The 25,554-nt window shown below is 64.8% G+C and carries 22 protein-coding genes and 1 pseudogene; 18 read left to right on the top strand and 5 right to left on the bottom strand.

Going from position 1 to position 25,554, the window contains the following annotated elements:
• Positions 1 to 39 precede the first annotated feature (39 nt).
• Genes lpxA through AC1RQF_RS28445 form a run of 4 tightly spaced genes read left to right on the top strand, consistent with a single transcriptional unit; the run spans position 40 to position 3,409 of the window.
• Positions 40 to 828 carry an acyl-ACP--UDP-N-acetylglucosamine O-acyltransferase gene (lpxA, locus tag AC1RQF_RS28460; RefSeq protein ID WP_274002503.1) on the top strand — a complete coding sequence of 263 codons (789 nt, stop codon included), beginning with the start codon at positions 40 to 42 and terminating at the stop codon, positions 826 to 828.
• A gap of 3 nt (positions 829 to 831) precedes the next feature.
• Complete coding sequence (lpxB, locus tag AC1RQF_RS28455) at positions 832 to 2,001, top strand: lipid-A-disaccharide synthase (protein WP_274002505.1); 1,170 nt, start codon at positions 832 to 834, stop codon at positions 1,999 to 2,001.
• Entirely contained in the window at positions 1,998 to 2,630 is a 633-nt protein-coding gene (rnhB, locus tag AC1RQF_RS28450) for a ribonuclease HII (RefSeq protein ID WP_443111569.1), read from the top strand. Before lpxB ends, rnhB begins: the two co-directional genes overlap by 4 nt.
• Complete coding sequence (locus tag AC1RQF_RS28445) at positions 2,627 to 3,409, top strand: TrmH family RNA methyltransferase (protein ID WP_274002506.1); 783 nt, start codon at positions 2,627 to 2,629, stop codon at positions 3,407 to 3,409. Before rnhB ends, AC1RQF_RS28445 begins: the two co-directional genes overlap by 4 nt.
• An 80-nt stretch (positions 3,410 to 3,489) precedes the next feature.
• Here the strand turns inward: AC1RQF_RS28445 and ppsR are convergent, their stop codons facing one another.
• Complete coding sequence (gene ppsR / locus AC1RQF_RS28440) at positions 3,490 to 4,305, bottom strand: posphoenolpyruvate synthetase regulatory kinase/phosphorylase PpsR (protein ID WP_274002508.1); 816 nt, start codon at positions 4,303 to 4,305, stop codon at positions 3,490 to 3,492.
• 218 nt (positions 4,306 to 4,523) lie between these two features.
• Between ppsR and AC1RQF_RS28435 the strand changes: the two are divergent.
• The 4 genes and pseudogenes from AC1RQF_RS28435 to AC1RQF_RS28420 all read left to right on the top strand — a co-directional run.
• Positions 4,524 to 5,282 (top strand): annotated as a pseudogene (locus AC1RQF_RS28435) (phytochelatin synthase family protein); the annotation flags it as partial.
• Between the two features lie 267 nt (positions 5,283 to 5,549).
• The gene (gene ppsA, locus AC1RQF_RS28430; RefSeq protein WP_492873462.1) at positions 5,550 to 7,952 is read left to right on the top strand and encodes a phosphoenolpyruvate synthase; all 2,403 of its coding nucleotides are present in this window, start codon (positions 5,550 to 5,552) and stop codon (positions 7,950 to 7,952) included.
• Between the two features lie 115 nt (positions 7,953 to 8,067).
• A complete protein-coding gene (locus tag AC1RQF_RS28425; RefSeq protein ID WP_492873461.1) occupies positions 8,068 to 8,502 on the top strand; it encodes an NfeD family protein in 435 nt (144 codons plus the stop codon).
• 49 nt (positions 8,503 to 8,551) lie between these two features.
• Positions 8,552 to 9,484 carry an SPFH domain-containing protein gene (locus AC1RQF_RS28420; protein WP_274002513.1) on the top strand — a complete coding sequence of 311 codons (933 nt, stop codon included), beginning with the start codon at positions 8,552 to 8,554 and terminating at the stop codon, positions 9,482 to 9,484.
• A 93-nt stretch (positions 9,485 to 9,577) separates the two neighbouring features.
• Here AC1RQF_RS28420 and smpB read toward each other — a convergent pair whose 3' ends face one another.
• Positions 9,578 to 10,024 (bottom strand): SsrA-binding protein SmpB, encoded by a 447-nt coding sequence (gene smpB, locus AC1RQF_RS28415; protein WP_274002514.1) that lies wholly within the window; start codon positions 10,022 to 10,024, stop codon positions 9,578 to 9,580.
• A 99-nt stretch (positions 10,025 to 10,123) separates the two neighbouring features.
• On the opposite strand from smpB, the gene AC1RQF_RS28410 reads away from it, so the two are divergent.
• Both AC1RQF_RS28410 and AC1RQF_RS28405 read left to right on the top strand, forming a co-directional pair.
• The gene (locus tag AC1RQF_RS28410; RefSeq protein WP_274002515.1) at positions 10,124 to 10,561 is read left to right on the top strand and encodes a type II toxin-antitoxin system RatA family toxin; all 438 of its coding nucleotides are present in this window, start codon (positions 10,124 to 10,126) and stop codon (positions 10,559 to 10,561) included.
• Positions 10,562 to 10,565: 4 nt separating this feature from the next.
• Positions 10,566 to 10,889 carry an RnfH family protein gene (locus AC1RQF_RS28405; RefSeq protein ID WP_274002517.1) on the top strand — a complete coding sequence of 108 codons (324 nt, stop codon included), beginning with the start codon at positions 10,566 to 10,568 and terminating at the stop codon, positions 10,887 to 10,889.
• Positions 10,890 to 11,036: 147 nt separating this feature from the next.
• Here the strand turns inward: AC1RQF_RS28405 and AC1RQF_RS28400 are convergent, their stop codons facing one another.
• Complete coding sequence (locus AC1RQF_RS28400) at positions 11,037 to 12,005, bottom strand: DMT family transporter (RefSeq protein WP_274002519.1); 969 nt, start codon at positions 12,003 to 12,005, stop codon at positions 11,037 to 11,039.
• Between the two features lie 282 nt (positions 12,006 to 12,287).
• Between AC1RQF_RS28400 and guaB the strand changes: the two genes are divergently transcribed.
• The 8 genes from guaB (at position 12,288) to AC1RQF_RS28360 (ending at position 22,746) form a co-directional block, all read left to right on the top strand.
• Entirely contained in the window at positions 12,288 to 13,748 is a 1,461-nt protein-coding gene (gene guaB / locus AC1RQF_RS28395) for an IMP dehydrogenase (protein ID WP_274002521.1), read from the top strand.
• A 5-nt stretch (positions 13,749 to 13,753) separates the two neighbouring features.
• Positions 13,754 to 14,350, top strand: a complete 597-nt coding sequence (locus AC1RQF_RS28390; protein ID WP_274002522.1) for a hypothetical protein — start codon at positions 13,754 to 13,756, stop codon at positions 14,348 to 14,350.
• A gap of 86 nt (positions 14,351 to 14,436) precedes the next feature.
• Positions 14,437 to 16,056, top strand: coding sequence for a glutamine-hydrolyzing GMP synthase (guaA, locus tag AC1RQF_RS28385; RefSeq protein ID WP_274002523.1), 1,620 nt, complete (start codon positions 14,437 to 14,439; stop codon positions 16,054 to 16,056).
• Between the two features lie 520 nt (positions 16,057 to 16,576).
• Positions 16,577 to 19,285: an AAA domain-containing protein gene (locus AC1RQF_RS28380; protein ID WP_492873460.1), complete on the top strand. Its 2,709-nt coding sequence runs from the start codon at positions 16,577 to 16,579 to the stop codon at positions 19,283 to 19,285.
• Positions 19,286 to 19,593: 308 nt separating this feature from the next.
• On the top strand, positions 19,594 to 20,340 hold the full coding sequence (locus AC1RQF_RS28375; protein WP_274002526.1) for a glucose 1-dehydrogenase: 747 nt from the start codon (positions 19,594 to 19,596) through the stop codon (positions 20,338 to 20,340).
• A gap of 150 nt (positions 20,341 to 20,490) precedes the next feature.
• Positions 20,491 to 21,348 (top strand): DJ-1/PfpI family protein, encoded by an 858-nt coding sequence (locus AC1RQF_RS28370; protein ID WP_492873459.1) that lies wholly within the window; start codon positions 20,491 to 20,493, stop codon positions 21,346 to 21,348.
• Between the two features lie 128 nt (positions 21,349 to 21,476).
• Positions 21,477 to 21,941, top strand: a complete 465-nt coding sequence (locus AC1RQF_RS28365) for a YybH family protein (RefSeq protein ID WP_492873458.1) — start codon at positions 21,477 to 21,479, stop codon at positions 21,939 to 21,941.
• Positions 21,942 to 22,035: 94 nt separating this feature from the next.
• Positions 22,036 to 22,746, top strand: a complete 711-nt coding sequence (locus AC1RQF_RS28360; protein ID WP_492873457.1) for a DJ-1/PfpI family protein — start codon at positions 22,036 to 22,038, stop codon at positions 22,744 to 22,746.
• Between the two features lie 29 nt (positions 22,747 to 22,775).
• Here AC1RQF_RS28360 and AC1RQF_RS28355 read toward each other — a convergent pair whose 3' ends face one another.
• Both AC1RQF_RS28355 and AC1RQF_RS28350 read right to left on the bottom strand, forming a co-directional pair.
• Positions 22,776 to 23,723, bottom strand: coding sequence for a GlxA family transcriptional regulator (locus tag AC1RQF_RS28355; protein ID WP_274002532.1), 948 nt, complete (start codon positions 23,721 to 23,723; stop codon positions 22,776 to 22,778).
• Positions 23,724 to 23,795: 72 nt separating this feature from the next.
• On the bottom strand, positions 23,796 to 25,049 hold the full coding sequence (locus AC1RQF_RS28350) for a lipoprotein-releasing ABC transporter permease subunit (protein WP_492873456.1): 1,254 nt from the start codon (positions 25,047 to 25,049) through the stop codon (positions 23,796 to 23,798).
• Positions 25,050 to 25,554: the final 505 nt, after the last annotated feature.

The raw sequence follows: 25,554 nt of genomic DNA, 5'->3' as shown, positions 1-25,554 counted from the left end.
TCGGGCACAACGCGACTTCACACTGAGAGGCAAGGGCGCATGAGCAGGATTCACTCCACGGCGATCATCGAGCCGGGCGCGCAGGTTCACGAAACGGTCGAGATCGGCCCGTACGCCATCGTCGGTCCGCACGTGACGATCGGGGCCGGCACCACGATCGGCTCGCACAGCGTGATCGAAGGCCACACGACGATCGGCGCCGATAATCGCATCGGCCACTATGCGTCGGTCGGCGGCCGTCCGCAGGACATGAAGTACAAGGACGAGCCGACCCGGCTCGTGATCGGCGATCGCAACACGATCCGCGAATTCACCACGATCCACACGGGCACCGTGCAGGATGGCGGCGTGACGACGCTCGGCGACGACAACTGGATCATGGCCTATGTGCACATCGGCCATGACTGCCGGGTCGGCAGCAACGTGATCCTGTCGAGCAACGCGCAGATGGCGGGGCACGTCGAGATCGGCGACTATGCGATCGTCGGCGGCATGTCGGGCGTGCACCAGTTCGTGCGGATCGGCGCGCATTCGATGCTGGGCGGCGCGTCGGCGCTCGTCCAGGACATCCCGCCGTTCGTGATCGCGGCCGGCAACAAGGCGGAGCCGCACGGCATCAACGTCGAGGGGCTGCGCCGCCGCGGCTTCTCGCCGGATGCGATCTCGGCGCTGCGCAGCGCCTATCGCCTGCTGTACAAGAACGGCCTGACGCTGGAGGACGCGAAGCTGCAACTGCGCGAGCTGGCGACGGCGGGCGGCGACGGCGATGCGCACGTCAAGGCGCTCACCGACTTCATCGACGCGTCGCAACGCGGCATCATCCGCTAAGCGATGGCGCTCCAACCGAATCCGCTGCGGGTCGCGCTGGTCGCCGGCGAGCCGTCGGGCGACCTGCTCGCGGCCTCGCTGCTGGGCGGGCTGCAGGCGCAGCTGCCGGCGTCGTCCCGCTACTACGGGATCGGCGGCCCGCGCATGGCCGCGGTCGGCTTCGACGCGCACTGGCCGATGGAGAAGCTCTCGGTGCGCGGTTACGTCGAGGCGCTGCGCCACATCCCGGAGATCCTGCGGATCCGCGGCGAGCTGAAGCGGCAGTTGCTGGCGGAGCCGCCCGATGTGTTCATCGGCGTCGATGCGCCGGACTTCAACTTCGGGCTCGAGCACGCGCTGCGCGACGCCGGCATTCCGACGATCCATTTCGTCTGCCCGTCGATCTGGGCGTGGCGGGGTGGCCGGATCAAGAAGATCGCCAAGGCCGTCGACCACATGCTGTGCGTGTTCCCGTTCGAGACCGCGCTGCTTGAGAAGGCGGGCGTCGCCTCGACCTACGTCGGCCATCCGCTCGCGGACGAAATCCCGCTCGAACCGGACACGCACGGCGCGCGCATCGCGCTCGGCCTGCCGGACAGCGGCCCCGTGATCGCGGTGCTGCCGGGCAGCCGGCGTTCGGAGATCGAGCTGATCGGCCCGACCTTCTTTGCCGCGATGGCGCTGATGCAACAGCGCGAGCCCGGCGTGCGCTTCGTGATGCCTGCCGCGACGCCGGCGCTGCGCGCGCTGCTGCAGCCGCTCGTCGACGCGCATCCGCACCTGTCGCTGACGCTCACCGACGGGCGTTCGCAGGTCGCGATGACGGCCGCCGACGCGATCCTCGTGAAGAGCGGCACGGTCACGCTCGAGGCGGCGCTGCTCAAGAAGCCGATGGTGATCTCGTACAAGGTGCCCTGGCTGACCGGGCAGATCATGCGTCGCCAGGGCTATCTGCCGTACGTCGGCCTGCCGAACATCCTCGCCGGCCGGTTCGTGGTGCCGGAGCTGCTGCAGCATTTCGCGACGCCCGAGGCGCTCGCGGACGCAACGCTCACGCAGCTGCGCGACGAAGCCAACCGGCGCACGCTGGTCCAGATTTTCACCGACATGCATCATGCATTGCGCCAGAACACCGCGCAGCGCGCGGCCGAAGCCGTCGCGCGCGTGATCGAAAGCAGGAAACCCCGTTCATGAATGCCATGCGTGGCGCGTCCGCCGCGCCTCAATCCGGTCTCGACTTCAGCCTGCCCGACGAACGCGTGTGCGGCGTGGATGAAGCCGGGCGCGGCCCGCTCGCCGGCCCGGTCGTCGCCGCCGCGGTGATCCTCGATCCCGCCCGCCCGATCGACGGGCTCGACGATTCGAAGGCGTTGAGCGCCAAGAAGCGCGAACGGCTCTATGAGCTGATCGTCGCGAACGCGCAGTCCTATTGCGTTGCCTCGGCGTCCGTCGAGGAGATCGATACGCTCAACATCCTGCACGCGACGATGCTCGCGATGAAGCGCGCCGTCGAAGGTCTCGCGGTGCGTCCGACGCTCGCGCAGATCGACGGCAATCGCTGCCCGACGCTGTCGGTGCGCAGCGAGGCGATCATCGGCGGCGACGCGCTGGTGCCGAGCATCTCCGCCGCGTCGATCCTCGCGAAGGTGACGCGCGACCGGATGCTGGTCGAACTGCATGCGCGCTTCCCGATGTACGGCTTCGACGCGCACGCGGGCTACGGCACCGCGAAGCATCTCGCCGCGCTGCGCGAGCATGGCCCGTGCGAGGCGCACCGCCGCACCTTCGCACCGGTGCGCGCGGCCTTGAAGCCGTCCCGATGAAAGCGATCACCTCCCGCGACAACCCGCTCTACAAGCGCCTGAAGGCGCTGGCCGGTTCGACGCAGCAGCAGCGGCGCGCCGGCCAGGCGCTGCTCGAAGGGCTGCATCTCGCGAGCGCGTACCTCGATACGGCCGGGCAGCCGGCGCTGTGCGTGGTCACCGACGGCGCGCTGCAACTCGACGAGGCGCGCGCGCTGGTCGAGCGCGTCGGCGCCGAGCGGGTCGTCACGCTGCCGGATGCCTTGTTCGGCCAGTTGTCGACGCTCGTGAACGGCATCGGCTTCCTGATGCTCGTCGAGACGCCCGCGCCGACGCTGCCGGAGCGGGTGGCCGTGACGAGCGTCGTGCTCGACGGCGTGCAGGACGCGGGCAACGTCGGCTCGATCCTGCGCAGCGCGGCGGCGGCGGGCGTGACGCAGGTGTTCTGCGCGCCGGGCACCGCGCATGCGTGGTCGTCGAAGGTGCTGCGCGCGGGCATGGGCGCGCATTTCCTGCTCGAGGTGTACGAGGACGTCGACGCGCAGACGCTGATCGAACGGCTCGACGCGCCGGTCGCGCTGACCGATTCGCATGGCGCGCAGGCGCTCTACGATTGTGATCTCGCGCAGCCCGTGGTGTGGGTGTTCGGTAACGAGGGCGCGGGCGTGTCGGCGCGCTGGCGCGAGGCCGCGACGCATCGCGTGACGATTCCGCAGCCGGGCGGCATGGAATCCCTCAATGTCGCGGCTGCTGCGGCGGTGTGCCTGTTCGAGCAGTGCCGGCAGCAGCGGGGCGCGTGACGCGCGCGTCGCGAGCCATGAAAAAATGCCGCGGCGACGCGGCATTTTTTCTGTGAGGCGCGGCACGCGGCCGTCCGGTTTCAGTACGACTGCCGTTCGAGCTTGATTTCCTGCAGGATCGTTGTCGCGATCTCCTCGATCGACTTGTGGGTCGACGACAGCCATTTGATCCCTTCGCGCCGCATCATCGCCTCGGCCTCGTTGATCTCGTAGCGGCAGTTCTCCGGGGCGGCATATTTGCTGCCCGGTCGGCGCTCGTTGCGGATCTCCGAGAGCCGCTGCGGATCGATCGACAGCCCGAACAGCTTGTCGCGGTGCGCGACGAGCGGCGTCGGCAGCTTGCCGCGCTCGAAATCCTCGGGGATCAGCGGGTAGTTGGCCGCCTTCACGCCGTACTGCATCGCGAGATAGAGGCTGGTCGGGGTCTTGCCGCTGCGCGACACGCCGACCAGGATCACGTCGGCGTCGGCCAGGTTGCGGTTCGACTGGCCGTCGTCGTGCGCGAGCGAGAAGTTGATCGCCTCGATCCGGCTCTTGTATTCATCGGTGTCGGCGTTCTGGTGGCCGCGCCCCATCGCGTGGCTCGACTTCATCTGGAGTTCCAGTTCGAGCGGTTCGACGAAGCGCTGGAACATGTCGAGCACGAGCGCGTTCGAGCGCTTGACGATCTCGTTCGATTCGCCGTCGACGAGCGTGGTGAACACGATCGGCCGGCGGCCGTCGTGGATCGTCGCCTCGTTGATCTTCTCGACCGCCGAATAGGCTTTGTCGAGCGAATCGATGAACGGCACGCGGACGAGCCGGAATTTCTGGTCGAACTGGGACAGGATCGAGTGCGCGAAGGTCTCGGCAGTGATCCCGGTGCCGTCGGAGACGATGAATACGGTTGGCAGCATGAATCGGGGCGTCGGGCTGTGAACGAGGGCGGCTGCGCGAGGCAGCCCGGAACGGCCATTCTAGCAGCGCGCCGGGCCCTCGGGCGAGGGTCCGGCGCGCCGCGCCGAATCGCGCTAAGCTTGCCCGGCCGCGCGAGGCGGCCCGATGCCGGCTCCGGCGTCGCGAACCCGCGAACGGGAGGACTGCGATGCGTATCACCTGGATGGGCGGCGTCTTGATGATCGCGCTCGCCGCCGGCGCGCCGGGCCTGGCGCAAACCTTGCCGTTGCCGCCGCAACTGATCGACCTCGGCAGCGCCGCGGGCGAGCAGCTGCTCGCCGACAGCGCCGCGCGCGCCGCCTACGTGCCGCTCGGCAGCCAGTTCGTCACGCAGAAGACGGAGAGCTACTGCGGCGTCGCGTCGCTCGTGATGGTGCTGAACGCATTGCGGATGCCCGCGCCCGCCGCCGAGCAATACCCGCCTTACCATTACTTCACGCAGGACAATCTGCTCAACGATGCGACCGAGCGGATCCGGCCGCGCGCGCTGATCGAGCAGCGCGGCATGACGCTCGACCAGCTCGGCGCGCTCGCGCGCGCCAGCGGCGTTTCGGCGACCGTGCGGCATGCCGGCGGCGTATCGCTCGACGCGTTCCGCGCGGAGGCCGCCGCCTCGCTCGGCCGGCCGGGGCGCTACGTGCTCGTCAACTACCTGCGCCGCCAGCTCGGCCAGCAGACGGGCGGCCACATCTCGCCGCTCGCGGCCTACGACGCGGCGGCCGACCGCTTCCTGATCCTCGACGTGTCGCGCTACAAGTACCCGCCCGTGTGGGTGCGCGCGGCCGACCTGTATGCGGCGATGCGCACGCCCGACGCCGACAACGGCGACGCGAGCCGCGGCTACGTGCTGGTGGACGCCTCGGCGCCCGATGCGCGCGCATCGAGCGGGCAGACTAGCCGGGCGGCGCCACAGGCGGCGGCCGGCACGGTAGAATAGCGGCAACCTGTTGGATAAGCCCTTGCGGGGACGGGTCGGCGCAAGCCGGGCCGTATCGCCGGGCGAACAATAAACTCCCGGCAAGTTTGGCGATTTGTCTGCTTTATTCGCCCATCTGCCGGGATTTTTGCAAACTGCGCTTTTGTAAGGCCGCTTGCCGCGAAGGTTTATCCGACAGGTTGTGCACTGCGCGTCCCGCTTTTTGCAAGCGGCCGCGCCCGAGCCCGCGTGCATGATCGAGCATTTTCTTCACACTTAGGGGCTTGTATGACTAACGCAGCAAACGTCGCAAAGGACCAGGCGTATGTAATTCCGTTCGAGCAGTTGCGGATGATCGATGTTGAAATCGTGGGCGGCAAGAACGCGTCCCTGGGCGAGATGATCAGTCAGCTCGCCGAGGCAGGGGTTCGGGTGCCCACGGGTTTCGCGACCACCGCGCTCGCTTTCCGTGATTTCCTCAAGCACAACACGCTCACCGAACGTATCGCCAAGCGTCTCGAGTCGCTCGACATCGACGACGTGAAGGCGCTCGCCGAAGCGGGCGGCGAAATCCGCAAGTGGATCGTCGACGCGCCGATGCAGCCGCGTCTCGAGGCGGAAATCCGCGCGCAGTTCGAGATCCTCCAGAACAACTCGCCCGAGGAGCTGTCGTTCGCGGTGCGCTCGTCGGCGACCGCGGAAGACCTGCCCGACGCCTCGTTCGCCGGCCAGCAGGAGTCCTACCTGAACGTGGTCGGCGTCACCGACGTGCTCGATCGCATGAAGCACGTGTTCGCGTCGCTGTACAACGACCGCGCGATCTCGTATCGCGTCCACAAGGGCTTCACGCACGCAGAGGTCGCCCTGTCGGCCGGCGTGCAGCGCATGGTGCGCTCCGACGTCGGCGCGGCGGGGGTGATGTTCACGCTCGACACCGAGTCGGGCTTCAAGGACGCCGTGTTCATCACCTCCAGCTACGGCCTCGGCGAGACGGTCGTGCAGGGCGCGGTGAACCCGGATGAGTTCTATGTGTTCAAGACCACGCTCGCGCAGGACAAGTATCCGATCATCCGCCGCTCGATCGGCTCGAAGCTGATCAAGATGGAGTTCACGCAGCCGGGCGAGCCGGGCCGCGTGAAGACGGTCGACGTGTCGCACGAGCAGCGCAACCGCTACTCGATCACCGACGAGGACGTGATCGAGCTGGCGAAGTACGCGGTGATCATCGAGAAGCACTACCAGCGTCCGATGGACATCGAGTGGGGCAAGGACGGCCGCGATGGCAAGATCTTCATCCTGCAGGCGCGCCCCGAGACGGTGAAGAGCCAGGCGGCCGGCAAGGCCGAGCAGCGCTTCAAGCTCAAGGGCCAGTCGCAGGTGCTCGCGACCGGTCGCGCGATCGGCCAGAAGATCGGCGCGGGCCCGGTGCGGGTGATCCACGATCCGTCCGAGATGGAGCGCGTGCAGCCCGGTGACGTGCTGGTTGCCGACATGACCGACCCGAACTGGGAGCCGGTGATGAAGCGCGCCGCCGCGATCGTCACGAACCGCGGCGGCCGCACCTGCCACGCGGCGATCATCGCGCGCGAGCTGGGCGTGCCGGCCGTGGTCGGCTGCGGCGACGCCACCGACGTGCTGAAGGACGGCGCGCTCGTCACCGTGTCGTGTGCGGAAGGCGACGAAGGCAAGATCTACGACGGCCTGCTCGAGACCGAGGTCACCGAGGTGCAGCGCGGCGAGCTGCCGGCGATCCCGGTGAAGATCATGATGAACGTCGGCAATCCGCAGCTCGCCTTCGATTTCTCGCAGCTGCCGAACGCGGGCGTCGGTCTCGCGCGCCTCGAGTTCATCATCAACAACAACATCGGCGTTCACCCGAGGGCGATCCTCGAGTACCCGAACATCGACCAGGACCTGAAGAAGGCGGTCGAGAGCGTTGCGCGCGGCCATGCGTCGCCGCGGGCGTTCTATGTCGACAAGCTCACGGAAGGCATCGCGACGATCGCCGCGGCGTTCTATCCGAAGCCCGTGATCGTGCGCCTGTCCGACTTCAAGTCGAACGAGTACAAGAAGCTGATCGGCGGTTCGCGCTACGAGCCGGACGAGGAAAACCCGATGCTGGGCTTCCGCGGCGCGTCGCGCTACATCGCCGAGGACTTCGCGCAGGCCTTCGAGATGGAATGCCTGGCGCTCAAGCGCGTGCGTGGCGAGATGGGCCTCGACAACGTCGAGATCATGGTGCCGTTCGTGCGGACCGTGAGGCAGGCGGAGCGCGTGGTCGGCTTGCTCGCGAAGTACGGCCTGAAGCGCGGCGAGAACGGCCTGCGCCTCGTGATGATGTGCGAGGTGCCGTCGAACGCGATCCTCGCGGAAGCGTTCCTCGAGTATTTCGACGGCTTCTCGATCGGCTCGAACGACCTCACGCAGCTCACGCTCGGCCTCGATCGCGATTCCGGCATGGAGTTGCTCGCGGCCGACTTCGACGAGCGCGACCCGGCGGTCAAGTTCATGCTCAAGCGCGCGATCGATGCGTGCCGCGCGCAGAACAAGTACGTCGGCATCTGCGGCCAGGGCCCGTCCGATCACCCGGACTTCGCGCAATGGCTGACCGATGAAGGGATCGCCTCGATCTCGCTGAATCCGGATACGATCATCGATACGTGGCAGGCACTGGCCGCGGCGAAGAAGTAATCGGCGGACCGTCAACCGGGTGGCGGTTTGTCGCCATTCGATTGAAGGCAAATTGCAAGCTTCGTGCTATAAACACCCCGGTACACACCGGGGTGTTTCATTTTGGGAGGCTGAAATGTTGTCAGGCCAGCTGTTTTGGTGGATCGGGGCCGGCGTGTTCATCGTCGCGGAGTTGCTGTCCGGCACCTTCTATCTGTTGATGATCGCGCTCGGCTTCGCGGCGGGCGGGCTTGCCCATCTCGCGGGCGGCTCGCCGCACTGGCAGCTCGCGGGCGCGGCGATCGTCGCGCTGGTCGCGGTGATCGTGCTGCGGCGCTCGGGGCTCGGCCGCAAGCAGAAGCGCGACGCGTCGAGCAATCCCGATGTCAACCTCGACATCGGCGCGACGATCGCCGTCGACGGCTGGCGCGACCGCCACGCCCGCGCGCAGTACCGCGGCGCGCAGTGGGACGTCGAGCTGGCCGCCGGCGAGCGCGACGACGCGCGCCTCTACGAGGTGCGCGCGGTGCGCGGCAACTGCCTGATCGTTGCCGCGAAACCCGCGGCCTGACGCGCGACACCCCGCATTCACGCTATGTTCACTACTGGAGGTTAATTACATGGACTCGCTCATCATTTGGGTGGTGCTGCTCGTCATCGTGTTCGTGATCGTGTCGCAGACGGTCAAGATCGTTCCGCAACAGCACGCATGGGTGCTCGAGCGCTTCGGCCGCTATCACGCGACGCTGTCGCCGGGCCTGAACATCGTGTTGCCGTTCGTCGACCGGATCGCGTACCGCCACGTGCTGAAGGAAATCCCGCTCGACGTGCCGAGCCAGGTCTGCATCACGCGCGACAACACGCAGCTGCAGGTCGACGGCGTGCTGTACTTCCAGGTGATGGACCCGATGAAGGCGTCGTACGGGTCGAGCAACTTCGTGCTCGCGATCACCCAGCTGTCGCAGACGATGCTGCGCTCGGTGATCGGCAAGCTCGAACTCGACAAGACCTTCGAGGAGCGCGACTTCATCAACCACAGCATCGTGTCGGCGCTCGACGAGGCGGCGGCGAACTGGGGCGTGAAGGTGCTGCGCTACGAGATCAAGGACCTGACGCCGCCGAAGGAAATCCTGCACGCGATGCAGGCGCAGATCACCGCCGAGCGCGAGAAGCGGGCGTTGATCGCGGCGTCCGAGGGGCGCAAGCAGGAGCAGATCAACATCGCGTCGGGCGGCCGCGAAGCGGCGATCCAGAAGTCCGAAGGCGAGCGGCAGGCGGCGATCAACCAGGCACAGGGCCAGGCGGCTGCGATCCTGGCGGTCGCGGAGGCCAATGCGCAGGCGATCCAGAAGATCGCGCAGGCGATCCAGTCGCAGGGCGGGATGGATGCGGTGAACCTCAAGATCGCCGAGCAGTACGTGGGCGCGTTCGGCAATCTCGCGAAGCAGGGCAATACGCTGATCGTGCCGTCCAACATGTCGGATCTGAGCACCGCGATCGCCTCGGCGCTCACGATCGTCAACCGCGCCGCGCCGGGGGCCGCCAAGACCTGAGCGCGCGCCTGCGTGCTTGCGCAATGAAAACGGCCCGCTCGGATGAGCGGGCCGCTTGTCTTGTGCGGGGCGGGTGGGGCCGTCAGGCGGCCGTCAGACGCCCGAGCGCATGATGCGCGCCTTTTCGCGCTCCCAGTCGCGCTTTTTCTCCGTCTCGCGCTTGTCGTGCAGCTTCTTGCCCTTGGCGAGGCCGATCTCGCATTTGACGCGGCCGCCCTTGTAGTGGAAATTCAGCGGCACGAGCGTGTAGCCGCGCTGCTCGACCTTGCCGATCAGTTTCTTGATCTCGTCGCGGTGCAGGAGCAGCTTGCGGGTGCGCACCGGATCGGGGGTGATGTGCGTCGAGGCTTCGGGCAGGGGGCTGATGTGCGTGCCGATCAGGAAGATCTCGGCATTGCGCACGACCACGTAGCCTTCCTTGATCTGGCCGCGTCCGGCGCGCAGCGCCTTGACCTCCCATCCTTCGAGCACGAGCCCCGCTTCGTAGCGTTCTTCGACCTGATAGTCGAAGAACGCTTTTCTGTTGTCGATGATGCTCATGAAGGGATTCGCCCAACTCGTTTAAAATCGCAATTTTAGCAAAGCCGGATGCGCCGCGTCCGGCCCCGCTGTCTTTACTTTAGCGACGCCGCGCGATTTATGGCAGATGTCCAGAAAACCGTATTGATCCGCCATTCGGTGGAGCAGATGTTCGACCTCGTCACCGACGTCGCCGACTACCCCAATTTCCTGCCCTGGTGCGGGGGGATCGAGATCCGCCGCCAGGACGAAAACGGCATGGAAGCCCGGATCGACATCAATTTCAAGGGGATCCGGCAGCACTTCGCCACCCGCAACACCCAGCAGCGGCCGACCCGCATCGACATGGAGTTCGCCGACGGGCCGTTCCGCAAGTTCACCGGCTACTGGCGCTTCACGCCGCTGCGGGCCGACGCCTGCAAGATCGAGTTCGCGCTGCATTACGAATTCTCGAACATCCTGCTCGAGAAGCTGATCGGGCCGGTGTTCAGCCATATCGCGAACACCTTCGTCGATTCGTTCGTGAAGCGCGCCGATCAGCGCTACGGCAAGGGGTAGGCCGATGCTCGCAGTCCAGGTGTGCTATGCGCTGCCCGACCGGCAGACGCTGATCGACGTCGAGGTGCCCGACGGCGCGACCGTGCGCGACGCCATCGACGCGAGCGGCGTGCTCGCGCGTCATCCCGACATTGACCCGGCGGCCCTGAAAACCGGCATTTTCGGCAAGCTCGCGCCGCTCGATGCGCGGCTTTCCGCGCATGACCGGGTCGAGATCTACCGTCCGCTCATCGTCGACCCGAAGCTGGCCCGCCAGCGGCGCGTCGACAAGACCCGCCGCGCCGGCTCGATCGAGGGCCGCAAGTGGCAGAACAAGGATTCCCGCTAGGTGCGGCCGGCCAGGTGCGGCAGGCCAGGCGCGCGCCGCCCGGCCGCCCGGATGGACGAAGGCCCCGCCGGCTTGCGCCGCGGGGCCTTTTTGCTGAGGTCGCGCCGGGCCGGAGGCGACGCGTTTGTCTGACGAATGGCGGCCGGCTCAGTGCGCGGGCAGATTCGCTTCGAGGCTGTCCGCCTCGCGGCACGCTTGATCGTGGCGGCGCACCGACGCGTACACGCCGGCGAGCAGCAGCGCGAGCGCGGCCAGCTCCAGCGCGCGCGGCAGGCGGTGGTCGTAAATGAACGCATAAAACAGCGCGAAGACGGTCTCGAACACGATCAACTGGCCGGACAGCGTGAGCGGCAGCCGCTTCGACGCGGCGTTCCAGAGCCCGTTGCCGAGCCAGGACGCGCCGATCGCGAGACCGAGATTCAGGACCCAGAACCATTCCCAGCGCGCGGCGGGCAGCGGCGCCTGCACCGTGTGCGCGGGCAGCGCGAGGATCGCCAGCCAGAGCAGGCCGCCGACCAGCCCCGTGACGACGCCCCACAGCACCGACCACTCGTTGCCGCTGAAATGCGGCTGGCGGCGCAGGTAGCGCGCGTTCGCGACCGCGTACCAGGTCCAGCTTGCAAGCGCGCCGGCCGCGCAGGCCATGCCGGCGAGCTTTTGCGCGAGCGTGGTCGCGTGCGCGGCTTCCGACGTGAACAGGTCGACGTTGATGCAGACGATGCCCGCGATCACGAGCGAGAGCGGCCCGGCGAGCCGCCGCAGCGGCACGGCGTCGTGGTCGCCGAGGCCCGCCAGCGTCACGGTGACGGGCAGCACGCCGATGATGAGCGAGGTGGGGGCGATGCCGATCAGGTGGACCGCGCCCGACAGCAGCATGTAGTAGGCGACGTTGCCGACCACGGCGAGCTGCACGAGCGCGACGAGATCGGTGCGGGTGAGGCGCGCGAGCAGGGCGCGCGCGTTCGGCAGCGCGACGGCGAGCGCGACCACGCCGTACATCGCGTAGCGCCCGGCGCTCAGCAGCAGCGGGGAGAAATCGGCGAGCAGCCGGGGCACGAGGAACACCATGCCCCACAGGGCCCCCGCCAATACGCCATACACCACGCCGCGCTGCATCGACCACTCCGCAAGAATCCATTTCGAGCGCGCATGATAGCGGCGCGGTGGGCGGTCGTCTTGTCGAATCCTGCACTTTCGGACCTGGGCGAGCGGCGCCGGCGACCCGATGTTCGGCCGCGTTGCTCGCGCCCTGAAAACGAAACCCGAGCGAAAACGACCTGAAGCGCGGACCGAACGCGGCGCGGCCCCGGCATGAAAAATACCGCTAAGCCGTTGTTCGTGTTGTGAAATTCCGGCGCGCATCGCGTATAATTCGGTTTTGCGCCCATAGGATTTGCCATGCGTCTGATCCAAAAAGCACTCACTTTCGATGACGTGCTCCTCGTCCCGGCGTTCTCCGACGTTCTGCCGCGCGACACCAGCCTCAAGACCCAGCTCACCCGCTCCATTTCCCTGAACATGCCGCTCGTGTCCGCCGCGATGGACACGGTCACCGAAGGTCGTCTCGCGATCGCGATGGCGCAGCAGGGCGGCGTGGGCATCGTCCACAAGAACCTGACGCCGGCCGAGCAGGCGCGCGAGGTCGCGAAGGTGAAGCGTTTCGAGTCGGGCGTGGTGCGTGATCCGATCACGGTGCCGCCGCAGATGAAGGTGCGCGACGTGATCGCGCTGTCGCGCCAGCACGGCATTTCCGGCTTCCCGGTGGTCGAAGGCGCGCAGCTCGTCGGCATCGTGACGAACCGCGACCTGCGTTTCGAGACCCGCCTCGACGAAGCCGTGCAGTCGATCATGACGCCGCGCGAGCGGCTCGTGACGGTCAAGGAAGGCACGCCGCTCGCTGAAGCGAAGGCGCTGATGCACAGCCACCGCCTCGAGCGCGTGCTGGTCGTGAACGACGCGTTCGAACTGCGCGGCCTGATGACCGTCAAGGACATCACGAAGCAGACCGAGCACCCGGACGCGTGCAAGGACGAACACGGCAAGCTGCGCGTCGGCGCGGCGGTCGGCGTCGGTGCGGACAACGAGGAACGCGTCGAGCTGCTGGTGCAGGCGGGCGTCGACGTGATCGTCGTCGATACGGCGCACGGCCACAGCAAGGGCGTGCTCGAGCGCGTGCGCTGGGTCAAGCAGAATTTCCCGAAGGTCGAAGTGATCGGCGGCAACATCGCGACGGCCGCCGCCGCGAAGGCGCTCGTCGAGTACGGCGCGGACGGCGTGAAGGTCGGCATCGGCCCGGGCTCGATCTGCACGACGCGGATCGTGGCGGGCGTCGGCGTGCCGCAGATCAGCGCGATCGCGAACGTGTCGGCCGCGCTCAAGGGCACCGGCGTGCCGGTGATCGCCGACGGCGGGATCCGCTTCTCGGGCGACGTGTCGAAGGCGCTTGCCGCCGGCGCGAACGCGGTGATGATGGGCAGCATGTTCGCCGGCACGGAAGAATCGCCGGGCGACGTGTTCCTGTATCAAGGCCGCCAGTACAAGTCGTACCGCGGCATGGGTTCCGTCGGCGCGATGAAGGACGGCGCGGCCGATCGCTACTTCCAGGACAACTCCGCGAACATCGACAAGCTCGTGCCGGAAGGCATCGAAGGGCGGGTCGCCTACAAGGGCTCCGTGAACGCGATCATCTTCCAGCTGATCGGCGGCGTGCGCGCGAGCATGGGTTACTGCGGCTGCAAGTCCATCGCCGAGTTGCACGACAAGGCCGAGTTCGTCGAGATCACCGCGGCCGGCATGCGCGAGTCGCACGTGCACGACGTGCAGATCACGAAGGAAGCGCCCAACTACCACGTGGACTGAGCGCGATGAAGCCGCTGCTGCGAGCCGTCCTGCTGGTCGATGCTCTGCTGCTTGCCGGGTTCGGCGCGCTGCTGCTGTTGAGCCCGTGGAAGTCGTTGTACGACGCGCTGCAGCTGGCGACCGTCGAGCCCGCCATGGTCGGGCAGGCGTTCGGCGTCGCGTTGCTCGGGCTCGCGTGGCTGTCGCTGCACGCGGCGGTCAACGGCGATCTCACGGCAGGCGTCGCGCGCGCGGTCGGCCATGTGAACTGGCTCACGGGCGTCGTGATGCTGGTCTGGCTGATCGGCTTGCGTACGCCGTCGCTGTCGGCGTTTGGCCAGATGGTGTCGGTGGGCGCTGCGGCGGTGCTGCTCGTGGTCGGGCTGGGCGGTGTGCGCCTGGCCGGGGCCGTGCGGCGTCGCGAGCGGGCCGCCGGCCCGGCCGCGAAGGGCGCCGATGCCCCGCGGCCTGCCGCGGAGCCGGAGGCGCCGCGCCTGATCACCGCGCCCGGGCGCACCGAGCCCACGGCGGTTCCCGTGGCGGCAGCCGCCGGGTTCGGGCCGGCTTCGACCGAAGGCGGCGAGCCGCGCAGCGATGCGCCGCGGCCGCCGGTCCAGCCCTAGTTGCGCGGGCCGTCCCGTTTCGTTTTTGATGCAGCGCCGTGTGCGCTGTTTTTCTTACCTGTTTGTTTTTCATCCCGTCCGCAGCCATGCACGACAAAATCCTGATTCTCGACTTCGGTTCGCAAGTCACCCAACTGATCGCGCGGCGTGTCCGCGAGGCCCACGTCTACTGCGAAATTCATCCGAACGACGTGACCGACGAATTCGTGCGCGAGTTCGCGCCGAAGGCCGTGATCCTGTCCGGCAGCCATGCGAGTACCTATGAGGACCACCAGCTGCGCGCGCCGCAGGCGGTGTGGGATCTCGGCGTGCCGGTGCTCGGCATTTGCTACGGGATGCAGACGATGGCCGTGCAGCTCGGCGGCAAGGTCGAGTGGAGCGACCATCGCGAGTTCGGTTACGCGGAAGTGCGTGCGCACGGTCATACGCGCCTGCTCGACGGCATCGAGGATTTCGCCACGCCGGAAGGCCACGGCATGCTCAAGGTGTGGATGAGCCATGGCGACAAGGTCGGTGAGCTGCCGCCGGGCTTCAAGCTGATGGCATCGACGCCGAGCTGCCCGATCGCCGGGATGGCCGATGAAGCGCGCGGTTATTACGCGGTGCAGTTCCATCCGGAAGTCACGCACACGGTCAAGGGTCGCGCGCTGCTGGAGCGTTTCGTGCTCGATATCGCGGGTGCGAAGCCGGACTGGATCATGGGCGATCACATCGAGGAAGCGGTTGCGAAGATCCGCGAGCAGGTGGGCGGCGAGGAAGTGATTCTCGGCCTGTCGGGCGGGGTGGATTCGAGCGTCGCGGCCGCGCTGATTCATCGCGCGATTGGCGATCAGCTGACCTGTGTGTTCGTGGATCACGGGTTGCTGCGGTTGAATGAAGGGCAGATGGTGCTCGATATGTTCGAGGGGCGTTTGCATGCGAAGGTCGTGCATGTGAATGCGTCCGAGCAGTTCCTCGGGCATCTGGCCGGGGTGACCGATCCGGAGGCGAAGCGCAAGATCATCGGGCGCGAGTTCGTTGAAGTGTTCCAGGCGGAAGCGAAGAAGCTGAGCAATGCGAAGTGGCTCGCGCAGGGCACGATCTATCCGGATGTCATCGAATCGGGCGGCGCGAAGACCAAGAAGGCGACGACGATCAAGAGCCACCACAATGTCGGCGGCTTGCCGGAGACGCTCGGGTTGAAGCTGCTGGAACCGCTGCGCGATCTGTTCAAGGATGAAGTGCGTGAGCTGGGTGTCGCGCTCGGGCTGCCGGAAGAGATGGTGTATCGCCATCCGTTCCCGGGGCCGGGCCTGGGCGTGCGGATTCTCGGTGAGGTGAAGCACGAGTACGCGGAGCTGCTGCGTCGCGCGGATGCGATCTTCATCGAGGAACTGCGCAATACGATCGCCACCGAGCAGGATGCGGCGGCCGGGCTGTGCGAGGCAGGGCAGGTCGGGAAGAGCTGGTATGCGCTGACGAGCCAGGCCTTTGCCGTGTTCCTGCCGGTGAAGTCGGTGGGGGTGATGGGGGATGGGCGCACGTATGACTACGTGGCCGCGCTGCGCGCGGTGCAGACCACCGACTTCATGACCGCGCATTGGGCGCATCTGCCGTACTCGCTGCTGGGCCGGGCGTCGAACCGGATCATCAATGAAGTGCGCGGGATCAATCGGGTCGTTTATGACGTGTCGGGGAAGCCGCCGGCGACGATTGAGTGGGAGTGATCGTCCCATCGCTCATATTGGTTCCGATTGCTGGATGATCGAACCAAATATTCAATCGAATTGATGTAAATTCCGGATCGTAAATGCGAATGACGATCTTGGTGGTTTCGAGTTCGATCCGGAATGTTTGACTGCACGATAACGGGAAAATGGGCGAGACGGCGTCTCGTCCATTTTTCCGCTTCTGGCTTCGTTAGTTCTCTATCCGGGCGAGACCCGCATATCGGTCCTGTTTCCAGCGCGAGCCCGTTGACCCGATGCGTCGCAGCCCCGCTGCTACGATTCTGCATGTCCCTTTCGATCGCGGCGGCGAGTAAGTCGCGATATCCCTGAAGTGAATAAATCCCATTGATACGGTTGTCGGAACACCGACAGGGCCGGCCTTTTCCGAAGGTGGCGGATGCCCTGCTTGTCGTGTCAAGACGAGACACCCGGCCACAAGCCTTTTACCCTGCGCGACGTTTACAATGGAAAACACATGATGTTTTTATGCTTCGAATAATGCGTGCATAAGGATCATATGATTTCCATTTACGTGGATGACGAGGATAGAACTCGGCAAATCGTCGACTGGACGATGCGCTTCAATTCCAAGGGCGGCGAGTTGACGCTGACTTGCCATTTTCGTTCCGGCAAGACGTTTAGCCGCCCGATCGACAATTGCCGGATTGAGCCCACCGAGGTGGTGCAGCAAAAGCTGTTGTCTAAAAAGGGCGGCGTGTCGTTCGGCCCCATCGACCAGGCGGTGATCTATGGCGGAAAGTACGCCGCTGTCCAGTATCGAGGACAGCCGAAGGTCTACCTGATGAGCGCGGACGAAATAACCTTCAGCGTGGAGACGGAACTGAAGGACAGCGAGCTATTCCACTATTTCCTCGACGTGGCCAACGCTCGGATCGAGCAGGCCAATTCGAAAGACAAGAAGGCGATTGCCGAGAACGTTCTGAATCAAATGCGCAAGATCGTTCCACATGAGGACACTGCGCTGCACGCCTACTGCACGGGCCGGAATCGGCCGCGGGATCCTGCCGGGGGCTTCATTTATCCGTTCGGCGTCAACGCAAGCCAGCTCAAAGCGGTGGAGCGGGCCTTTTCCTCGCAGATCAGCCTGATCGAAGGCCCTCCGGGAACCGGCAAGACACAGACGATATTGAACATCGTCGCCAACATCGTGTTGCGCGGAAGCACCGTGGCCATCGTGTCCAACAACAACGCGGCCGTCGGAAACGTTTACGAAAAGCTCGGCAAGGCCGGGTTGGATTACGTGGTTGCCAAGCTGGGGAGCGTGGACAATCGAGCCGAGTTCTTCGATGAGCTGCCCGCCGTGCCGTCGGACGCCATCGAGCCCGGGCCGGGTATGGCGCGCCTTCAAGACGTCCTGCAGCGTCTCAAGCAATATCTTGAGGCCCAGAACACGGCAGCGCGGCTTCAGGCCGAGATCGACGAACTGCACATCGAGCGGCGCTATCTGCAGCAATGGCAGCGTGAAAACGGCGTGGCGTCACCGGTCTCACTGGACAAGTACAGATTGTCCCCCCGGAAGTCCTCGGATCTGATGGCTTACCTGTCCCATCTTGCCGAGCGTCGCGTCACGCTCAAGGACAGAATCGAGCTGTTGCTCAATTTCAGGGTCCTGCGCGTGAAACCCTTCGACGATTGGGAAAAGCGCAAGTCCGTCATCTACGCGTTGCAACTCCACTACTACGAGAAGGCAGTGCTGGACAGGGAGTCGGCCCTTGCGGCGCATCGGGAGGCGCTGGCGGCCGGCAACGTCGATGCATTGCTCGATGAACTTGTCAGTGGATCGATGGCGCATTTCAAAAGCCATCTCCAACGACATGTTGCGCATCAGGAGGGATTCGATGCGCAGAACTATCGCCGTCAGTTCGACGCCTTTGTGAAGCGCTTTCCGATTATCGGCAGCAGCACCCATTCCATCGTCAATTCGATCGGAGCAAACGTGCTCCTCGACTATGTCATCGTCGACGAGGCTTCGCAGCAGGACATCGTTCCAGGGATCCTGGCGCTGGGCTGCGCACGCAATCTGATCATTGTCGGCGACAGGAAGCAGCTTCCGCATATTCCGGCGAATCTCGGCATCGGTGCGCCCGCCCAGTTCTACGATTGCGATCGGTACAGCCTGCTCGACTCATGCATCGGTGTTTTCGGGCAGGCGCTCCCGGTAACGCTGCTGAAAGAGCATTACCGCTGCCACCCGAGAATCATCCAGTTCTGCAACCAGCAGTTTTACGACAATCAGTTGGTTCCGATGACGCAGGATGCCGGCGAGACCTCGCTGAAGCTGATCGTCACCAGCAAGGGAAACCACACGCGCAACAACGCGAATCGCAGAGAACTCGATTCATTGCTCGAAACGCTCAAGTGGGATGGCGAGCGTGACTGGGATCCGGCGCACGGCAGGGGCTTCATCGCGCCTTACAACGCTCAGGTCGCGCTTTCCCGTGCGCACCTGCCTGACGATTTCGTGAAGGACACCGTGCACAAGTTTCAGGGCCGGGAGTGCGAGGAAATCGTCTTTTCCACGGTGCTCGACAAAAAGCACGGCAGCCAACAACGCTTGAGCTTCGTGGACGATCCTCACCTGGTCAACGTGGCGGTATCGCGGGCCAAGCACGCATTCACACTCGTAACGGGCGATGACGTCTTTGCCGAGAACAATCAGCACATCGCCGCGCTGGTGCGCTATATCGAATACTACGCGGACGACAGGCAGATTCATCGTGCGCCCGTCGTGTCGGCTTTCGATCTGCTCTACAAGGAGTACGATCAATCCTTGGAGCGACTCAACGCAAGGCTGCGATCGAGCGATTCGCGCTACAAGTCGGAACAGATCGTGGCGCAAATACTGCGGGATACGTTGTCCCTTGATACGTATCGATCGATCACGTTCTATTCCCAGATCGCCTTGATCCAGGTGGTTTCATCGACAGACGAGGCATTCACGTCTCAGGAGCGCGATTTCATGCGAAATCGCGCCAGCTGCGATTTTGTGCTGTATTTCAAGGTGGGGAAGGTGCCGCTGGGCGTGATCGAAGTGGATGGAGGCTCCCATGACCAAGCACCACAGGCGAGGCGGGATGCATTGAAGGACAGCATCCTGGGAAAAGGCGAAATCCCCTTGCTGAGGTTGAAGACCGTCGAGAGCCACATCGAGGAAAAGATTGCGGTCTTTCTATCTCAGTGGGTGAGCAACGGATCGAGCGCCTGACGGAAGACGGGGAGCGCGCTCACCTCGACAGGCGCGGTTTCCGCGAATCGCCAAGCCGCGGCGCCGTCTGCCGCACCGGCGTGATCTTCCCGATGCCGTTGTTTCCACGCGACCTCGCGAACACGGGATAGAGCCCAATATCATTGGGCCTCGTTGATCCGCCGTATGACGCTTTTTAAGGGTTATACGTCCTTTGAGTCATTCACCTCAAGTTCCATAATTTGCTCACGAAATCAAGCCGGGCCACGCGCCGCCGCGCGTTGAACCCCCGGCTTGATCCCTTGCGACGCAGAGAAAGGAACATGAACATGAGGCTCAAGAACAAGTCGGCTTTGATCACCGGCGGGACGAGCGGCATCGGTCTCGCCACGGCCAAGCTCTTCATTGCGGAAGGCGCCCGAGTGGCCGTGACCGGCCGCGACGAATCCGTCTTCGAGCGCGTGAAGGCCGAACTCGGCGAACAAGCACTCGTCCTCAAGGGCGATGTCCGTTCGATCCAGGACATGCGGGCGATCGCCGCCGAGGTGAACGCGCAGTTCGGCGGCCTGGATGTCGTATTCGCCAACGCCGGCTGGGCTTTCCCGTCCGCCATCAACGACATCGACGAAGCACGCTATGACGAGATCATGGACATCAACGTCAAAGGCGTGGTGTTCACGCTTCAAGCGGTGCTGCCGGACTTGCGCGAGGGCGCCTCGGTCATCCTCAATACCTCGTTCGTCGCGCAGACCGGCAAGCATGGCATCTCGTTGACCGCGGCGGCGAAGGCCGCGGTGCGATCGCTTGCCCGCAGCTGGTCCTACGAGTTTCTCGACCGCAAGATCCGTTTCAACGCGATCGCGCCCGGCGCGATCAACACGCCTCTCATCACCAAATGGGGCATGTCCGACGAGTGGGTCCGCGACCGCCGGGCCGAATTCTCCCAGGCGATTCCGGTGGGCCGCTTGGGCCAGGCCGAGGACATTGCCTACGCGGCACTTTATCTCGCCAGCGACGAATCCTCCTATGTCGTCGGCACCGAACTGGTCGTCGATGGCGGGGCCTCGCAGCTTTAAGTCTTCGCCGGCCGATTTCAGTCCCCGCACGTCATCGCGGCAATCCCAATCCCAGGCAAACGCCCGCCAGGCTGCGCGTCGTGGCGGTTTTTCAATCTGGCCCAACCCGGCTGCGCTTGCCCAGGGGCCAAAGTGCAAGGAGAAGTTATCTTGACCGACCGTAGCAAAAACAATGCCTCTGGCGAGCCTCTCGGCAGGGCAGGTCATTCGCGCCGCGATGCGCTCAAGTTTGGAGGCGTCGCCGCGTTCGGCGCCGTGCTGGGCGGCGGCGCCTTGCTTGGCCGCACCGCGCCCGTCGTTGCGCAAGAGGTAGCCGGCCAGGGCGAGCTGGCGCCGCACGATCCCTTCAACATTCTGATCGTCAATTACGACGGCGGCACGCTGCTTGATTTCGCGGGCCCCAGCGAGATTTTTCACCGGTTGCCGAATACGCACGTTCGCTATGCAAGCCTGAATGGCGGCAACGTGACCCTCGAGTTCGGGGTGGTTTACGGCAAGACCGAACGACTGGCCGATATCAAGCAGACCGACCTGATCCTGGTGCCCGGCGGATCGGATTTGTCGGTGCCGATGCGCCCGGAATATCTCGCGCAGATTCGGCGTCTGGCTGACGGCGCCAAACACGTCACGTCGGTTTGCAACGGATCGCTCGTACTCGCCGCAACGGGCATTCTCAAAGGCAAGCGAAGCGCCTGCCATTGGGCCTTCATCAACAAGCTGTCCGAATATGGCGCGATCGGTGTTCCGGAGCGTTTCGTCGAGGACGACAACGGCCGCTTCATGAGCGGCGGCGGCGTGACGGCGGGCATCGACTTCGCACTGCGCGTTGCCGCGAAGATGCGAGGTCGACAAGCCGCCGAATTCACGCAACTCGCGATCGAATACGATCCTGCTCCGCCGTTCCATTCCGGTCATCCCAGGGATGCACGGCCGGAAGTCATCGCGATGGTCGACAAGGATCTGCCCGGCGCGTCCAGGGGCCTCGCGCGGATCCCGGGCGTTCGCTGAAATGCATGCGGGCAATGCGTGCGAGGCCACTCGTCGGCCTCGGTCGAGGCGACAGCCGACATTGCCTGCTTGACCTGCCCGAGTTGATTTACCTCCCTTCAATCCAAGCAAAAATCGGAACTCCACACATGCAACAGATTCGTCTTTGTGCGGCTGTCCTTGCCGCCTGCCTGTCCGTTTCCGCGTTCGCCGCGCCGGCAGTTGCCGGTCGTCCCCAAGCTCGAATCGAAGCGGCGATCAAAGCCGAGAACGCCCGGTGGGCGGAAGCCTATGCGCGCGGAGACTATGAGGCAGTGGGCCGTCTGTACACGAAAGACGGCTCGCTCCTGCCGCCCGGCGGCGACAGAATCACGGGTGCCGGCGCAATCACGGCGTACTTCACCAAGCTGGCTGTCGAATCGAAGCCCGACACCGTATCGTTCAGCAATGAAGAGTTTTACGGCGACGATCGGGTCGTGACGGAGGTTTCGGATGCGGAGATCCACGACCAGGCCGGCAAGCTCAAATATCGCGGTAAGCAAACGCTCATCTTCTTGAAGCAGGGCGGCGTGTGGAAGTTGCATCGCGATATGTGGAACGATGCAGCGCCCTGAGTGAAGTCGGGGCAACCGTCTTTCCCGATGTCGACCTTATCACCCGAGCATGGTCGACGCCCGATCAGTCCATGGAACATGAGGTGCAAGGAGTATGGCGGCGATTCCTGAGCATAGGCGTTTGGAGATTGGCGGCTTGATCTTCCCGAACATGGACCAATGCGATTTCACGGGCCCCTTTGAGGTGCTGTCGCGCGTGCCGAACTCGACTTTCCACACCGTGTGGAAGGACAAAGGTGTTGTGCGGGATAGGCGAGGCTTGCAGCTGGTCCCGGACACTGTGTTCGACGAAGCACCTCAGTTCGACGTGCTGCTCGTTCCGGGCGGGTATGGTCAGGAAGAAGCCGCAGCCGACGAGGTCGTTCTTGCATTTATCCGTGAGCAAGCCAAGCGCGCCGTGTATGTGTATTCGGTATGTACCGGCGCGCTTATCTGCGGCGCTGCTGGCTTGCTGCATGGCCGGAAGGCGACAACCCACTGGACGGCAATGGAAGCGCTGCCGTTCTATGGTGCCATCCCCAGCCATGACCGCGTCGTTGTCGACGGCGATTACGTGAGCGCGGGCGGGGTGACATCGGGCATCGACGGCGCGCTCATCCTGGCCGCACTGCTGCGTGGAGATCGGGCGGCCAAGGAACTTCAACTCTACATGGCCTACGACCCGCAGCCGCCGTTTGATTCGGGCTCCCCGGCGAAGGCATCGGCTGAGGTCCTGGGCGCCGTTCGTGCGCGTGCGCGAGGCATCACCGAACAACGCCTGGCCAGCGCTCGCAAGTACGCGCACCGGGCCTCAGGTCCTGTGTAACGACGCATGGCGTACCCGCCGTGGATCGATCAGCGGTTGCCGACGAGCCGGCTCTCGCGTCGAATCGATTGCGGCGGATGCCCATACAGTTTGACGAAGGCTCGCCGCATGCGCTCCGGATCGGTGAATCCCACGGCCAACGCAATCTGTTCGATCGGCTCGCTACCGTCCTGCAAACGCAGTCGCGCCGCTTCAACCCGCAGACGCTCGACCGCCTTGGCCGGCGTTTCACCCGTTTCCCGGCGAAAAGCCCGCCCGAATTGTCGCGGACTCAAACTCGCGGCATCTGCGAGTCGTTCGACAGGGAGTGCTTCGGCCAGATGTTCCCTGGCGAAGTTCAGCGCGATGCGGATGCGGTCCGATTCCGGGTCCATCTGCGACATGGCGGAGAACTGGGACTGGCCGCCGGGTCGGCGATACGGAACCACCAGGAGCCGGGAGACGGTGCGGGCCGTTTCCGGGCCCATATCCCGTTCGATCATGGCCAGTGCCAAGTCGATTCCGGAGGCGATGCCTGCCGACGTCCAGATGTGGCCGTCCGCGATATAGATGCTATCGCCCTCGACACGGGTGCGAGGGAAGCGGGACTGCAATTGGGCGGTGTATCGCCAGTGCGTTGTCGCTCGGAGTTCGTCCAGCAGGCCGGCTTCCGCCAGCAAAAATGCCCCGGTGCACACGCTTGCCACCCGTGAGGCCTTGGCGCTCAATTTCCTGGCGGCGGCGATGTTTTCCGGTTCCTGCATCGGGTCGATGTCGCCGCCCACGAAGATGACCGTGTCAAACGCGCGTCGTCCGATCGGCTTTGTTTCGATCGGAAGACCGGCATTGCCCAGAACCGACCCTCCCGCCTGCGAGATGACGTGAAGCTCATAGGGCGTGTGGCCGGCGGCCGTGGCGACCTGATTGAACGCCGAGAGGGGGCCGGCAAGATCGAGCGCATCGTAGCCGCGGCAAACGAAGAATCCGATTCGATGCATGATGAGGTCGCCAACCGAAAGCCCTGGGATGTCCTAGTTTAAGGGAAAGTCGGAAATAGAGCCATGCATCGCTCACTCATACCGCAACGCCTCCGCCGGCTTGACCCTCGCCGCGCGCCAACTCGGATAAAGCGTGGCGACCGACGACATCAGGAACGCGAGCACCGCCACCTCGACCACATCGGATGCCACTAGCTTCGACGGCAGCTCACTGAGGAAATAAACGGACGGCGTCAGGAACTGCACGCCAATCGCACGCTCGATCGCAGGCAGCAGCCAAGGAATGCTCCACGACACCACGCAGCCGAGCACCACGCCCGCGAGCGTGCCCACCAAGCCGATCGTCATGCCCTGGATCGCGAAGATCTTCGTGATCGAGCCCGGCTGCGCGCCGAGCGTGCGCAGGATCGCCACATCGCCTTGCTTTTGCGTGACCGTCATCACGAGCGACGACACGAGGTTGAACGCCGCGACCGCGATGATCAGCATCAGGATCACGAACAGCATGCGTTTCTGCAATTGCTCGGCGATGAACCACGTGCGGTTCTGCTGGGTCCAGTCGCGGATGTAGAGATCGCCGGACAACGAGCGCGACAATTCCAGCGCCACATCCGGCGCGCGATCGAGATCAGCGATGCGCAGCCGCACGCCGGTCGGCGCGGGGCGATTGAACAGGTTCTGCGCGTCTTCCAGATTGATGAACGCGAGCGCGCTGTCGTATTGGTAGTGCCCGGATTCGTACGTGCCGACCACCTTGAACTGCTTGAACTGCGGCAGGAAATTGCTGAGCCTGGTCGAGCCGCCCGGCGCGAAGAACGTCAGTCGATCGCCGACCCGCACCTGCAGGCTGGCCGCGAGCGGCACGCCGAGCACGATCCCCAGTTCGCCCGATGCGAGCGCATCGAGACGGCCCGTCTTCATATCCTTCGCGATGTCGGACACCTGCGGCTCGCGTTGCGGATCGATGCCGCGCAATGCGACGCCCGTGATCTTGCCGCCATGCCTGAGCAGCACCTGCGCCTCGACGTACGGTGCGGCGCCCTTGACCGCCGGATTGCGCAGCGCTTCGCCGGCGGTCAGCGTCCAGTTCGGCATCGCGCCTGTCGGCGAGAAGATCTCGATATGCGCGAGGACCGACAGCATGCGGTCCCGCACCTCGTTCCGGAAGCCGTTCATCACCGACAGCACGATGATCAGCGCAGCCACGCCCAGCGCGATGCCGGCCATCGAAACCGTGGCGATGAACGAGATGAAGCCGTTGCCGGTCGTGCGTTTGCCGGCGCGCGTGTAGCGCAGGCCGATCTGCCATTCGTACGGGAGTTTCAAGCGATGTCCTCGGGGCGCGTCTGTCTAGCAAGGGAGGCATTCTAGCGAAGATCGCTGGCGGGCGAGGTGGGGTTGGGTTGAGGCATGCGGATGCGTGCTGCGGATTGCTCGGATGGCCCAATGGGGCCAGGTTGGTGCGGATATCACGAGCGTGTGGCGTGAAAATGGATCCGGATACCGAGCTGCGCAAGATGCACGCGGCGTTGAAGTCCGGCGGGCGGCTCGCGCTCAGGCGCGCGGAGTGATGCGACGATGCTGGGAGTGTGTCGCGCGTGCTGCGGTTCTACAAGTCGATGCGAATGCGAGGGCGCTATGTGCCGACGTTAGGCGAGCGACGTGAATGTCGACGGTCTATGTCGGACGCCGACTCGTTCGATGTGAAGTCATGCATCGAATGGCGGCACTGTATTGCAGAAGACCCTCCCGGAGGACCTGTCCGGGATTTTGTGGGCGGGGCATATCATGAGAGGTAAAAGTCATGGATATGCCGATGCCGAAAAAACGA

It is taken from the genome of Burkholderia sp. GW821-FHT14F03 (assembly GCF_058803765.1).
This window is presented reverse-complemented; position numbering and strand designations above follow the sequence as displayed.

Coding starts and splice junctions, on each gene's coding strand:
- lpxA (WP_274002503.1), top strand. CDS start 40: ATGAGCAGGATTCACTCCACGGCGATCATCGAGCCGGGCGCGCAGGTT.
- lpxB (WP_274002505.1), top strand. CDS start 832: ATGGCGCTCCAACCGAATCCGCTGCGGGTCGCGCTGGTCGCCGGCGAG.
- rnhB (WP_443111569.1), top strand. CDS start 1,998: ATGAATGCCATGCGTGGCGCGTCCGCCGCGCCTCAATCCGGTCTCGAC.
- AC1RQF_RS28445 (WP_274002506.1), top strand. CDS start 2,627: ATGAAAGCGATCACCTCCCGCGACAACCCGCTCTACAAGCGCCTGAAG.
- ppsR (WP_274002508.1), bottom strand. CDS start 4,305: ATGCTGCCAACCGTATTCATCGTCTCCGACGGCACCGGGATCACTGCC.
- ppsA (WP_492873462.1), top strand. CDS start 5,550: ATGACTAACGCAGCAAACGTCGCAAAGGACCAGGCGTATGTAATTCCG.
- AC1RQF_RS28425 (WP_492873461.1), top strand. CDS start 8,068: ATGTTGTCAGGCCAGCTGTTTTGGTGGATCGGGGCCGGCGTGTTCATC.
- AC1RQF_RS28420 (WP_274002513.1), top strand. CDS start 8,552: ATGGACTCGCTCATCATTTGGGTGGTGCTGCTCGTCATCGTGTTCGTG.
- smpB (WP_274002514.1), bottom strand. CDS start 10,024: ATGAGCATCATCGACAACAGAAAAGCGTTCTTCGACTATCAGGTCGAA.
- AC1RQF_RS28410 (WP_274002515.1), top strand. CDS start 10,124: ATGGCAGATGTCCAGAAAACCGTATTGATCCGCCATTCGGTGGAGCAG.
- AC1RQF_RS28405 (WP_274002517.1), top strand. CDS start 10,566: ATGCTCGCAGTCCAGGTGTGCTATGCGCTGCCCGACCGGCAGACGCTG.
- AC1RQF_RS28400 (WP_274002519.1), bottom strand. CDS start 12,005: ATGCAGCGCGGCGTGGTGTATGGCGTATTGGCGGGGGCCCTGTGGGGC.
- guaB (WP_274002521.1), top strand. CDS start 12,288: ATGCGTCTGATCCAAAAAGCACTCACTTTCGATGACGTGCTCCTCGTC.
- AC1RQF_RS28390 (WP_274002522.1), top strand. CDS start 13,754: ATGAAGCCGCTGCTGCGAGCCGTCCTGCTGGTCGATGCTCTGCTGCTT.
- guaA (WP_274002523.1), top strand. CDS start 14,437: ATGCACGACAAAATCCTGATTCTCGACTTCGGTTCGCAAGTCACCCAA.
- AC1RQF_RS28380 (WP_492873460.1), top strand. CDS start 16,577: ATGATTTCCATTTACGTGGATGACGAGGATAGAACTCGGCAAATCGTC.
- AC1RQF_RS28375 (WP_274002526.1), top strand. CDS start 19,594: ATGAGGCTCAAGAACAAGTCGGCTTTGATCACCGGCGGGACGAGCGGC.
- AC1RQF_RS28365 (WP_492873458.1), top strand. CDS start 21,477: ATGCAACAGATTCGTCTTTGTGCGGCTGTCCTTGCCGCCTGCCTGTCC.
- AC1RQF_RS28360 (WP_492873457.1), top strand. CDS start 22,036: ATGGCGGCGATTCCTGAGCATAGGCGTTTGGAGATTGGCGGCTTGATC.
- AC1RQF_RS28355 (WP_274002532.1), bottom strand. CDS start 23,723: ATGCATCGAATCGGATTCTTCGTTTGCCGCGGCTACGATGCGCTCGAT.